Annotated in this window: 11 protein-coding genes; 2 read left to right on the top strand and 9 right to left on the bottom strand. The window is 65.2% G+C overall.

Going from position 1 to position 12,452, the window contains the following annotated elements; genetic code table 11:
* Positions 1-84: 84 nt before the first annotated feature.
* Positions 85-2,604 carry an autotransporter outer membrane beta-barrel domain-containing protein gene (locus tag MTR72_RS36630; protein WP_341512045.1) on the bottom strand — a complete coding sequence of 840 codons (2,520 nt, stop codon included), beginning with the start codon at positions 2,602-2,604 and terminating at the stop codon, positions 85-87.
* A 283-nt stretch (positions 2,605-2,887) separates the two neighbouring features.
* Here MTR72_RS36630 and MTR72_RS36625 point away from each other — a divergent pair, with 283 nt between their 5' ends.
* A complete protein-coding gene (locus MTR72_RS36625) occupies positions 2,888-3,883 on the top strand; it encodes an AraC family transcriptional regulator (protein ID WP_280970273.1) in 996 nt (331 codons plus the stop codon).
* A 5-nt stretch (positions 3,884-3,888) separates the two neighbouring features.
* On the opposite strand, the gene MTR72_RS36620 is transcribed toward MTR72_RS36625, so the two are convergent.
* Together MTR72_RS36620 and MTR72_RS36615 are read right to left on the bottom strand one after the other, a co-directional pair.
* Positions 3,889-4,764, bottom strand: a complete 876-nt coding sequence (locus MTR72_RS36620; RefSeq protein ID WP_280970947.1) for a BKACE family enzyme — start codon at positions 4,762-4,764, stop codon at positions 3,889-3,891.
* 120 nt (positions 4,765-4,884) lie between these two features.
* Positions 4,885-6,114 (bottom strand): CaiB/BaiF CoA transferase family protein, encoded by a 1,230-nt coding sequence (locus tag MTR72_RS36615; protein WP_341512044.1) that lies wholly within the window; start codon positions 6,112-6,114, stop codon positions 4,885-4,887.
* 298 nt (positions 6,115-6,412) lie between these two features.
* On the opposite strand from MTR72_RS36615, the gene MTR72_RS36610 reads away from it, so the two are divergent.
* Positions 6,413-8,269 carry a tetratricopeptide repeat protein gene (locus MTR72_RS36610; protein WP_280970271.1) on the top strand — a complete coding sequence of 619 codons (1,857 nt, stop codon included), beginning with the start codon at positions 6,413-6,415 and terminating at the stop codon, positions 8,267-8,269.
* Positions 8,270-8,272: 3 nt separating this feature from the next.
* On the opposite strand, the gene MTR72_RS36605 is transcribed toward MTR72_RS36610, so the two are convergent.
* From MTR72_RS36605 to MTR72_RS36580, 6 genes are all read right to left on the bottom strand, one after another.
* Entirely contained in the window at positions 8,273-9,478 is a 1,206-nt protein-coding gene (locus MTR72_RS36605; protein WP_280970270.1) for an MFS transporter, read from the bottom strand.
* A gap of 149 nt (positions 9,479-9,627) precedes the next feature.
* Positions 9,628-9,798: a hypothetical protein gene (locus tag MTR72_RS36600; RefSeq protein WP_201724295.1), complete on the bottom strand. Its 171-nt coding sequence runs from the start codon at positions 9,796-9,798 to the stop codon at positions 9,628-9,630.
* A 42-nt stretch (positions 9,799-9,840) separates the two neighbouring features.
* Positions 9,841-10,044 (bottom strand): DUF2188 domain-containing protein, encoded by a 204-nt coding sequence (locus MTR72_RS36595; RefSeq protein WP_280970269.1) that lies wholly within the window; start codon positions 10,042-10,044, stop codon positions 9,841-9,843.
* Positions 10,045-10,101: 57 nt separating this feature from the next.
* On the bottom strand, positions 10,102-11,436 hold the full coding sequence (locus tag MTR72_RS36590) for a PQQ-dependent sugar dehydrogenase (RefSeq protein ID WP_280970268.1): 1,335 nt from the start codon (positions 11,434-11,436) through the stop codon (positions 10,102-10,104).
* Complete coding sequence (locus MTR72_RS36585) at positions 11,433-11,825, bottom strand: DUF2231 domain-containing protein (protein ID WP_445819678.1); 393 nt, start codon at positions 11,823-11,825, stop codon at positions 11,433-11,435. Before MTR72_RS36585 ends, MTR72_RS36590 begins: the two co-directional genes overlap by 4 nt.
* Positions 11,826-12,061: 236 nt before the next feature.
* Positions 12,062-12,452: NAD-dependent epimerase/dehydratase family protein (locus tag MTR72_RS36580; protein WP_341512042.1), on the bottom strand; the 391-nt coding region annotated here is incomplete at its 5' end.

The raw sequence follows: 12,452 nt of genomic DNA, 5'->3' as shown, positions 1-12,452 counted from the left end.
ACTACGGACCGGATTCACCTGGGGATTGTGGACAAGCCCCAGGCAAGCCCGAGCGTCACGCGGGTTCCGCGCGGTTGCATCGCGCTACCAGCTTATCCGCAACGATCCGGTGCCGGCATAAATCTGGCCCACGTTCGAGAATTCGCCGGTGAAGCGCGCCGAAAGTTCCGACCAGCGGTTCAACACCAGGCGCGAGCCGAGTTCCACGCGACCGGCGTCGCTGGCGGCCCGCGCGCCTTCGACGGTGAAGGCCGGAACCGGCATCGACACGAGCGTCGCGGTAACGTCGCGGGTCGGCGAGAATTCGTGCACCCAAGCAAGGCTTGCGAACGGCATCCACATCATGCCGTTGCCGAGATCGAACCGCGCATCGAATTTGCTACCGAGGAACAGCGGCAGCGACGACACGCTCCGCGCCGCGTAGCTCAGACCGAGCACGCCGGGCCCCGCGCCCGTGATGCTGGTCTCGGTATAGCCCGCCTGCCACAGCCTTGCCGCCTGGAGCGCGGCAAACGGCGTCACCGCGACCGTGCCGAAATCATAGGTGCGGCCGACCTCGAGCCTTCCGCCGAATTGATCGCTGCCGAACGAGCCCTTCGCGATCTCGTCAGCACCGACGCCGGTGATGATGCGCGTGGTCGAGTTGTTGAAGTGGCTGTAGGCGAGCTGCCCCGAGACGTAAGCCGCACCGAAGCGCTGCATCGCATAGGCGCCGAGATGGGCCCCGTCGAGCCGGCCGGAGGTGGCGCGATCATCGACATTGAACGTTGCGCTGGAGCCGCCGGCGGCGATGCCGACCAGAAGATCCGGACCAACGAGATGATCCACGCCAACCGCGCCGCCCGCGACACGGTCGCTGAAGCCTGCGCTGCCGACCGCCGCATCGCCCGACAGCGACTGTCCGGCGCCGAAGCCCGACGCCCAGGCGTGCCATTGCGGTTGCGCGAACGGCGGCGCCTTCAGCGCGTTGAACGCCGAGGTCGCCGGCCGCGCCTCGGCATAGCCGAGCGCACCCGATCCCGTCGCGCTGCCACGGGTGCCGGCGCGCCAGGCATTCATCTGGCCATCGATGGTCTGACCGAACATGTTGGCGGCGGCAAAGGCCGTGTTCTGGGTGCCGCTGGTGCCCTCGCCCGAAAGCTTGTCGAGCACGCCCACCGAACCTGCGGCGAGAAGCTGCGAATAGAATGCCGCGGCAACCCCCGTGAGCGAAGGCGTGTAGCCGGCCTCCAGCGCATTGCCGACCGCACGCTGGTTCGCCGTCTCACCTGCCACCGCGCCAAATCCCTGGCGCGTCAGGGTCAGGTCCACGGAGTTGGCGTTGTAGGTCGCGACCGCGTTGAAGAAGGCCGAGGACGAGGTGACGGCGCCGAACTGTCCGGTGACGGCTCCAGGGCTCTGCACGAGGCCGGTATAGGTGGTCGTCGACTGGTAGAGGCCCGCCTGCACGACCGCTCGCAAGGTACCGCCGAGCTTGGCCTGGTCCTGGGCATAGAGGCCGTCGCCATGGCCGGCACTGTCAACGCGCAGCGCCAGCGTGCCCTGCGCCGACTGGGTGAACGTGCCGCCAAAGTCGATGTTGCCGGGCGCAAGCGCCGTCGCCGGATCGCTGATGGTGACCAGGCCGTTGTTGGTTAGACTGTTGCCGGTGCCGATGAAGAACATGGCTCCGTCCAGCGTACCGTTGTTGGTGATGCTATTGCCCGTGGTGCCGAACGAGAACAGCGAATAGCCGTTGGTGCCGCCCTTGATGGTGCCGTTATTGACGACCGTGTTGCCGGTGCCGCCGAAGCCGACCGCGATGCCGGTGGCGCCGGTCGCGACGATCGTGCCGGTGTTGGTGATCGTGTTGCCGTTGCCCCAGATGCTGACACCGACGCTGTCGTCGCCGGCGGCATGGATCGTGCCGCTGTTGGTGAAAGTGTTGCTGTCGAGCAGAAAGACGCCCTGGCCGTTGGTGCCGCTACCGCCACCGATCGTGATGGTCCCCGAATTCTGGATGGTGTTGCCGGTCGCGTTGGCGGAGATGCCGGTCGAGGCCGTGCCGGTCAGCGTGATAGTGCCGGAATTGGTTGCGGCGTTGCCCGTGCCGAGAACATCGATGCCGACGCCCATGAGCGTCGATCCGGTGATCGCGCCGGTGTTGGACACCTTATTGTTGTTGCCCAGCATGAAGATGCCCGCGGCATTTGAGCCGATGGCGATCGTGCCGGTGTTGGTGAATGTGTTGTTGTTGCCGCTCCCCTGCATGCCCGCCGCATTGTCGCCGACCGAAATGGCGCCGTTGTTGACGGCCGTGTTGCCGGCGCCGAGGTCGATCGCGATCACGTTGGACGGAACGGTGATCGAGGCGCCGGACACCACCGTCAGCGACAGATTGCTCTCGAGGCCGGAGCCGAACCCGGTACTGTTCGCGCCGCTGCAGGTGACGACACTGCCCGACTGCACGCAGGCGGCGGCCGCAGGCCCCCCCGGCAAGGCGACCACCGCGGCCGCCGACAGCGAGAACGGGGCGGCCAGTCGCCGCAGCAGTCCCGTGCTGTCGCGCATTGAGGTCGGGCGGTGCACCGTCTTGATTGCGGCGGTGCGGCTTTCCATCGTCATCAGTCATTCCCAGTCTTGCGGCCGAAGCAGCCGTTCGGCCGGCAATTGACCCGAGGGCCGCGCAACTGTCTTGGCCTTGGCGGAACGCGCGATCGGCCCAGGCGGAACATCACGGCGGTTCGGCGGTCAGTGTGGCGCCCGTGCCACCAAATCCGCGTGCCGGCTTGTCTCAACGTGACATCGACCCGGGCGCAGCCGACATTTCGGCCGGCCAGGTCCAGCTTCGAACTTCCCTCTGGCATCCTGCGTCAAAGCTGCGGTACCGATGATTCCCGGGGGGCACATGCAGGACACAGGACCATTCCGGCGCGCACACATTTCGACCCGCGACTTTCCGGAAGCAAAACGGCTTCAGATGTGGCGGGAGGTCTACGGGCGCGGCATCGCCAGCGTCGACATCGAGCCGATCGGGGACCAGCCGTTTCATGCGGACGTGACGTTCAATCTGCTGCCCAACGTCAGCATCGCGGCCGGCTCGCGCTCGGCGGCGCATTATCGCGTCTCCAAGGAGCTCGCGACGCGGAGCAAGGACCTCCTCGCCATCAGCGTGCTGCGCTCGGGCCGCGCCAGTGCGACCCAGTTCGGCAAGGAGCTGATCTCAGGCGTCGGCAGCGCGAGCGTGATCGCGCCGCTCGATCCCTCGACCAGCACCATGCTGACCGAAGGAAGCTTCGTCACCCTGCTGTTCTCGCTGCCGGTGCTGGCGCGGCTCGCCCCGCACTATACGCGGGCGTTCGGCCGCTCGATCCCGAGTGACAACGACGCGCTGCGTCTTCTGACCCGCTATGTCGACGCGCTCGGCAACGGCGCGCCGCCGTCCGATCCGGCGGTCGCGCGTAGCGCATCCGAGCACCTGATCGATCTCGCCGCACTCGCGCTCGGCGCCCATGGCGACTATGCCGAGCTCGCGCGGCAGCGCGGTGGCACCGCGGCGCGGCTGAGCGCGATCAAGTCGGACATCCTGGCCGCGCTCAGCGATAGCGAGCTGTCGACGGAAGCGATCGCCGCCCGCCACGGCATCTCGCCGCGCTATGTGCGCAAATTGTTCGAGCAGGACGGCTCGTCTTTCTCGACCTTCGTGCTCGCCGAGCGGCTGGCAAGGGCCCACCGCATGCTGGTCGACCGCCGCTTCGGACATCTCAACATCGCCCGGATCGCCCACGAGAGCGGCTTTGGCGACGTCTCCTATTTCAACCGCGCCTTCCGCCGCCATTTCGGCAGCCGGCCCTCGGATTTTCGCGAGGCCGCGAAGTGTGCCTGGCGCGAGCAGCAGGAGTGAGGCGTTCAGGCCAGCCCGAGCATCGCCCGCGCATCGGCGGCCGTCGCGACAGCCGCACCGAGGCTCTTCAGGATCGCGGCTGCATGCGCGACCAGCTCCGCGTTGGTCTTCGCCAGCACGCCCTTCGACATATAAAGGTTGTCCTCCATGCCGACGCGGACGTGGCCGCCGAGCAAATACGCCTGTGCGACCATCGGGAACTCGGCGCGGCCGATGCCGAATCCGGACCAGATGGCGCCCGGCGGCAATAGGCTGCGGGCATAGAACATCGTCTCAGGCGTGGCGGAGAAGCCGTACTTCACCCCGAGCACAAGCGAGAACAAGCCCGGTCCCTTCAACGTGCCGTCGGCGAACAGGTCGCGTGCCAGATGGCAATCGCCGGAATCGAACAGCTCAATCTCCGGCAGCACGCCCGCCGCCGTCATCCGCTCGGCCATGATGCGGACGTTGCGCGGGGTGTTGATCACGACCTCGCCGCCGGAATTCATGGTGTTGAGGTCGAGCGTGCAGATGTCGGGCTTGAGCAATTCGACATGCTCGACGCGCTTTTCAGGCTGCAGCAGCGTGGTGCCGGGGCCGGCAACGCGGGGATCTTCGATCGAGGGGACGAAACGCCCGCCCGGACCGGTGGTGAGATTGATGATGAGGCTCTTGTTGCGCGCGCGGATCCTCTCCATCACCTCGCGGTAGAGCTCGATCGACATCGAGGGGCGGCCGGTCGCGGGATCGCGTACATGGATGTGCGCGATAGCTGCGCCCGCCTCTGCGGCCTCCAATGCAGATGTCGCGATCTGCTCGGGCGTGATCGGCAAGTAAGGCGACTGCTCGGGCTTGGTGAGATTGCCGGTGATCGCGCAGGTGATGATGGTCTTGCCGGTGATCATGCGATGGCGCCCCTTGTCGGTGTAACTCAACGCGATTACCGGCCCTCTTCCTTCTCCCGTTGTGGGAGATGGTGGCGCGCTCAGCAGCGCACTTGCGCGCCTGAGCACGCCGGGCCGCTAGATGATGCCCCGCTTCTTCAGCGCTTCGATCTTTCCGGCATCATAGCCGAGCTTGCCGCCGAGCACCTCCTGGGTGTGCTCGCCCAGCAGCGGCGGGGCGCGGTAGTCCTTGATCGGCGTCCCCGAGAAGGTCAGCGCGTTGCGGATCAGCGACAGATCGGGCTCGAAGGGGTGGTTGGCCTTCACCCGCATGCCACGCGACTGGACGTGCGGATCGCTAAACACCTGCTCGAAATTGTTGATCGGACCTGACGGCACCCCGGCCTCCTCCAGCTTCTCCAGCCAATAGGCCACCGGCTTCGTCAGGAACAGGCCGGCGAAGATCGCCATGATCTCCTTGCCGTGCACGACACGGTCGTTGTTCTTGATGAAGCGCTTGTCGTTGGCGAGCTCAGGCTCGCCGAGCACGGCGCAGGTACGCTGGAACTGGCCGTCATTGCCGACCACCAGCATCAGTTCGCCGTCGGTGCATCGGAACACGCCGGCCGGCATGCCACCATTGCCCCAGGTGCCGCGGCGCGGCGGTGTCTTGCCGTTGACGAGGTAGATCTGCAGCCAGTGCGACAATGACGCGATGACGGTATCGAACAGGCAGACGTCGAGATGCTGCCCTTCCCCGCCATTGACGTCGCGATGGTAGAGCGCCGAGAGAAGCCCGATCGAGGTGTTCATGCCAGTCATGTAGTCGACGATCGACGGGCCGACCTTCATCGGGCCCTCGCCTGGCTCGCCGTCGATATGGCCGGTGACGCTCATCAGGCCGCCCATCGCCTGCAGGATGGCGTCATAGCCGGCGCGCGGCGCGTACGGGCCGGTCTGGCCGAAGCCGGTCACCGAGCAATAGATGATGCCGGGGTTGATAGCCTTGATGGACTCGTAGTCGAGCCCGTAGCGCTTGAGATCGCCGACCTTGTAGTTCTCCATGAAGACGTCGACGTCTTTCGCGAGCTGCCGGATGATCTCCTGTCCTTCCGGCTTGGCGATGTTGACGGTGACGGACTTCTTGTTGCGATTGGCGCAAAGATAGAACGAATTGTTGTTGTTCGCCTTGCCCTCGGGGTCGGTCAGGTAAGGCGGGCCGAAGGCGCGTGCGTCGTCGCCGGTGCCCGGCCGTTCGATCTTGATCACCTCCGCGCCCAAATCGCCCAGCATCTGGGCCGACAAGGGACCCGCAAGCACGCGCGTGAGGTCAAGGATCTTGATGCCTGAAAGCGGCAAGGCCGACATGTAGGTTTCCTCCGGGAACTGATCTTGGCGCGGCGGCGTCAGGCCTTGGCCGCGCTCTTTGCGGATACACCATTTTCGCGCGCTGAGCACTGCACTGGCGGCATACGGCCATCCCCGCTCGACCGCAGGGGCGCCCGCCCCGGTAAAGCTAACGCTTTCTGACAACCTCCGTGACATGTTGGTGAAATTTTGGGGCCCTACCCCCGGCGAATCTTAACAGCCTCACCGCATCATTGGGGCCGCCACGCACAACGCGTCGCGCGTCCTCCTCGCCTATGACCTCTCGCACGAGACATTCATGAAGAGCTCGAAGATGGCCCGCCTTCTCTCCATCCTGCTCCGCCGGCCGCCGACACGCATCGCGCTCAGCGTCCTGTCGCTCGCCATTGTCCTCGGCTGTGGGCCCGCAGCACAGGCAGCCGGCCGCGACTTCACCGACGAGGTCAAAGCCAGGATCGCGGCACTGAACCTCAAGCCCCGCACCATTGAGCTGACGTCGGAAAAAGCGCTCCGGGCCCGCAATGCGATCAAGCAGGAGGATTTTCCCGCCGTAGACAAGATCGTTGCCACTGCCCTCGCGAGCAGCCGCGTGGAAACCTGGCGCTTCTTTCCCTTCGGCGATCTCATCGGCGCCATTCCGGATCTGAACGACCGGGACTTCGAAGGACATCTCGACGCCTGGGTCGCGCGGAACAAGAATGATGCGATACCGCTCCTGGTCCGTGCCGCCTACCTTCATGACAAGGCCTGGCTCGAACGCGGCAGCAACTTCGTCAGCGAGACGCCCGCCGCCCGCATGGAGGCCTATGGCGTCCTGATCGAGCGGGCGCGGACCGATATCGAAGCCTCGATCCACCTCGACGGCGGCAATCCCTACAGCTTCCAGCTATGGCTGAAGATCCTGCGTGGCTATGGCTTCTCCGACGAGATGATGCGCGCTTTCGAGGCGGGCGTCGCCAAATATCCCGGATACTATCCGCTGTATCCGGCCATGCTGGTCGTGCTCCAGCCGAAATGGGGCGGAAGCGTCGAGGCGATGTATGCTTTCGTCGATCGCTACGCCGGCGAAGCCGCCGACGGCTCGCCGCTGAAGCTGCTCCACGTCGCGCTCTATCGCTATCTCCTGGAGACCGCCGCTACCGGCTGCAGCCGCTTCTGGCCGGACAACGACAAGATGACAGAGTGCACCGCTCCCAGCATGCAGGCGGTCGTTACCAAGGACCTCGAGCGCAAGGTCGTGGACGCGTTGAACCTCTACGACCGCTTCGACAAATATCAGTTCAGCACGACGCTGGAGCAGCCGCTCTCCAACATGCTGAAGACCAGCGGTGGTGAGCATTACACCGGCGCCATGCTCGAGCTAGCTGCCAGCAGTATGCACAGCGACACCCAGCTCAAGCAGGACAAGCCCGGCAGCAACAACTACGTCATCGACAAGGTCGTCGCGGAGTCCTGGAGCCGCAAGGGCTTCTACGACAACGCCCTGCAAAAAGACGAGGAAGCGCTGCGCGACATCGAGGCCATGTCGTTCCCCGGCGACGAGGAGAAATACCTCGCCATTGCCGGCGTCTACGAGCACATGGCCTACCTCGCCAACAAGCTCCATCGCTACGTCGATATGATCGCCTATGAGGAAGCGGCCATCGCCATCGGCAACAAGACCGGGCAGGATCATGCCGTCTGTTTCGCCTATTACCAACTCAAGGATTACGACAACGCGATCCGCTCCTGCACGCAGGCGATCGATCGATGGCCGGGCAACCTGCCGGCGCATTACTGGCGCGGCGTGGCGCATAGTGACAAAGGCGATGCCGATCCGGCCGCGCGCGATCTGACTGTCGTCGCCGAGTCCGAGCACCAGTTCCGGAGCTCGGCCGCAATCGCGCTGTCGATGGTCCATTTCCGCCGCAACGACAACGGCAGCGCCTTGGATGTCCTCAACCGGTACAAATATCTCTACGATACCGCGGTGACATCCAAACAGGACATTGCGGTGAGCTACAACAATCGCTGCTATGCCTACATGCAACTCGGCGAGTTGAAGGCGGCGCTGGACGACTGCACGGCGTCGCTCAAATACGGCGCGATTCCGGATGCGTTCCGCAAGCAGCGCGAACTGATGACGCGCCTCAGTGCGAGCGCGACGGGCAAATAGGCCTCAGGCTGCGCCAGCCGCGGCGATTTGCGGGCGGCGGCGGCCGAGCAGGATCAGGATCAGCACTGTTGCGCAGGAAAACACCAAGGTCAGGCTCAGCGCGCCGCGGCTGCCGAACTGGGTGAGCAGGCTTACAAGCACGGGCGGAGAGATGGCGGAGGCGAGATTGAGCGGCAGCGCAATCATCGACATCGCCTTGGCGAACTCGGCCTGGTCGTAGAAGACCAGCGGTATCGTCGCCCGCGCGACCGCCATCGCGCCGCTGCCGGCGCCGTAGAGCAGGATGAAGATTGCGACCGCCCAGGTGGCGCCCTCGCTCAGCATCAGGAGCAGCATGGCGATCGGAAGCGCCGTGCCCGCGACGAGCCCCGTCGTGATTCCGTCCCATCGCCCGCCGCCGAGGAAATCGAGCCCGCGGGCGCTGACCTGGATCACGCCGAGCATCGAGCCGAAGGCGATCGCCTGCGCCGGTGCCAACCCCTCCGCCCGCAGGAGCTCGATGAGAACGGCACTCAGGCCGAAATTGACGAAGGCATTGAGGGTGATCGCGGAGACGACAAGGCCGAATGTGCTGCGGGGAATCGAAGGCGCTTCGGCACGCTTTGCCGGCGCATCGCCATCGTCCTTCGCGACGCTTCGGCGTGGGGCCGCGAAGGCATAGAGGGGAAGTGAAACGAGCGTCAGCATGGCCGCATAGACGAGACACGTCCCGCGCCAGCCGACGAGACCGCTCAGGAATGACGTGGTCGGCCAGAAGATGCTGCTAGACAGCCCCGTCACCAGCATGAGCGCGCCGATGGCGCTCTTGGCCTGCCGCCCGGCCACCTCATTCAGCATGATGTAAGTGCCGGTCGACAGCGACGCGCTGCCCGCCATGCCGAGCACGATCCAGGCGGCGAAATACAGCATCGGCTCGCGCGCAACGGACAGAACAACGAAGCCCGGCACGGCGATGACCGTGCCCAGCATCATGACTTTGCGCGCACCGTGCCGCGCAAATGCCTTGGCCAGCCAGGGCGCGCACAGCCCCATGGTCACGTAAAGAACCGACGTGCCGGCAAACACCGCCGGCAGGCTCATGCCGAGGTCCGCCGCGAGATCGCGGCCTATGATCGCGGGAAGGCCGATCGTCCCCCACCCGATGAGTTGGGTGATCGCGAGCACCAGCAGGATGCCGATGAGCCTGCCGTCAGATTTCAAGAACCGCATTCCGCCAGTCGCCCGCCCCAAGGGTGCAGATCACGCCGATGGGCCTGTCTTACCCGCAGTCGCAGGCAACGGGAATATCAGTTCCGAATGGCACTGCGGCGTCAGCCGCAGATCGGCTCCGCCGCAAGCGACGCTTACTTCGGGATCACTCAGGACGTGTGACCGGGATCGATGTGCTTGGGCGTCTTCTTGTCGCGCTGCGGGGTCATCTTGGCCGGGTCCGGCGCGCCGGGCACGCCGCGCGGACCGAGCTGATCTCGCTGGATGTCCTCTTCGGACCGCGACGGCTCGACGCCATTCTGCTCACGAGGCTTGGTCATCACGGCCTCCATCCAAACTTTGCTTGAAGACGCCCGGCCGAACTAGACGCCGAGCGCGGTCTCACCCGCCTCGCGGCCGGGCACGCTGACATGAACCTCATGGCCCTCACGAAGTGCCAGCGACGCCGCTGCCACCGCGGATTCGAAGGCAGACTCCTTGGTTTCGTATTTGCTGTTGACGTTGCCGTCGTGCAGCACGCCCCATCCATCCTGGATCGGCACGACGGCGTATTGAGCGAGGCCCATTGGTCCAACTCCCGGCTTGGCTTTTGGATCGTCTGAACTCTCAACGCGGCGCTGAGCTTAACGTTGCGTGAGCTGCGGCCGCGCGGAGGTGACGCGCCAGACCGTGTTGCCGCTGTCGTCGGCGACCAGCAGGGCACCGGTCTTGTCGACCGCGACGCCGACCGGGCGTCCGCGCGCCTGATTATCGCTGTTCAGGAAGCCGGTGACGACGTCCTGCGCCGGGCCGCTCGGCTTGCCGTCGGTGAACGGCACGAACACGACCTTGTAGCCGTTCAGAACCTGCCGGTTCCAACTGCCGTGCTCGCCGACGAACGCGCCGCCACGGTAGGCGTCAGGCAGGCTGGTGCCGGTGTAGAAGGCAAGGCCCAGCGGTGCGACATGCGAGCTCAGCGCGTAGTCCGGCACGATGGCTTTCGCGACCAGATCGGGCCGCTCCGGCTTGACGCGGGGATCGACGTGCTGGCCGTAATAGCTGTAGGGCCAGCCATAGAAGCCGCCTTCCTTCACCGACGTCATGTAGTCCGGAACAAGATCCGGGCCGAGCTCGTCGCGCTCGTTCACCACCGTCCAAAGCGCGCCGCTCTGCGGCTCGAAGCTCAGGCCATTGGGATTGCGCAAGCCGCTTGCGAAGACGCGCCAACGGCCGCTGGCGCGGTCGACCTCGAGGATGGCGGCGCGATTGTGCTCGGCCTCCATTCCGTTCTCGGTGATGTTGCTGTTGGAGCCAACGCCGACGTAGAGGGTTGCCCCATCCGGGCTCGCGACGAGACTCTTGGTCCAGTGATGATCGATCGGACCGCCCGGAAGCGGCGTCAGCACCGTCCCGGGCGCGGTGATCTTGGTATCGCCCTCGGTGTAGGGGTATCTGACGATGGCGTCGGTGTTGGCGACATAGAGATCATTGCCGACGAGCGCGACGCCGAACGGCGAGTTGAGGTGATCGAGGAACACACTCTGCGTCTCCGGCACGCCGTCGCCATCGCTGTCGCGAAGCAGCGTGATGCGGTTGCTCGCACCGTTATCGCCGCCGGACGTCGCCCAGGACTCAACGAGGCCCATCACGATCTCCTTAGGCCGCTTGATCGCGGCGGCGTTCGGCGCCTTGGATTCCACCACCAGCACGTCGCCATTGGGAAGAACGTAGGGCACACGCGGATGCTGCAGGCCCGTCGCGAACGCCTTGGCCTGCAGGCCCGGCGCAACGGTCGGCGTCTCGTCCTTCTTCCATCCGACGATGCGAGCGATGTGAATCGGCGGGAGAAGATATTGCTGGATGTCCGGCAGGGACGGATTGGTGCCGACTTGCGCCTTGGGATCGCCGCTGCCGTCATTGCAGCCGGTGAGACACAGCAGCGAACCGCACAACACCAAGCGGACAAATGCGGCAGTCATCGCGCAACCCCCACGCCATGACGATAGACCATCGCCCAGCCGAGCCAACCGGTGACGGGCAGGATGAGGACGGTGAGGATCGACAGGATCAGCCCGATAGGCCATACCGATGTCCAGGCGTCGCGCGTGTGGATCAGCGCATTGATGATTGCCAGGATCAGCGCCACGGCGTTCCCGATCAGATGCGGCCAGGCCGGCGTTTGCGCCCGGACCAGACGGTTGCCCAGGAAATCAGTCAGGCCCGCGATGGCCGCAAGCACGCCGAAGATGACGCCGACGAGCAGGAGCCAGGCGGAGAAATTCGCCCACATCATCTCGGCGGTCACGCTATAGGCGATGTCCGTCAGCAGCACGCCGATGAAGCACACGATTGGGATCGGCACCAGCATCGGATGAATGGGATGGCCTGCGATCTGCGCCGTGGAGCGCACGGGCACAACTTCCTGCACGATCTGCCTCGTGTGACGTCTCGCCCTGCCCGACCGGCCAACTCGTGCTTACAGTGAAGGTTCCTAAGGGGATTTGTCCGTCATCAAGCGAACAGCGCAGGAAAATGCGGCTGTTGCGCATCAACCGAAATCAACAGGCTGTGACCGCCCTTTGCAAGGACATCGTCTTGGCAGCACTATCGTGCAGGAGCCAGCGCGTCGGCCAGATACGCCTCATAAGCCCGCTTCAAGCCATCCTCCAGCGACGTCGTCGCGCGCCAGCCCAGTGCCGCGAGACGGCTGATGTCGAGCAGCTTGCGCGGCGTACCATCGGGGCGCGAGGTGTCGAACGTGATCTCACCGCGATAGCCGATGACATCGGCGACCAGGCGGGCGAAGTCGGCGATGGTGATGTCCTCGCCGGTGCCGATATTGATCAGCTCCGCCCCGGAATAAGTCTTCATCAGATGCACGCAGGCATCCGCCATGTCGTCGGCATGGAGGAACTCGCGGCGCGGCGTGCCGGTGCCCCAGACCGTGACGCATCTGGCGCCCGCGACCTTGGCCTCGTGGAAACGCCGGATCAGG

Origin of the sequence: Bradyrhizobium sp. ISRA442 (assembly GCF_038085055.1) — a bacterium.
Taxonomy (GTDB): Bacteria; Pseudomonadota; Alphaproteobacteria; order Rhizobiales; family Xanthobacteraceae; genus Bradyrhizobium.
The sequence above is the reverse complement of the archived record's forward strand: the minus strand, read 5'-3'. Positions and strand labels throughout refer to the sequence as shown.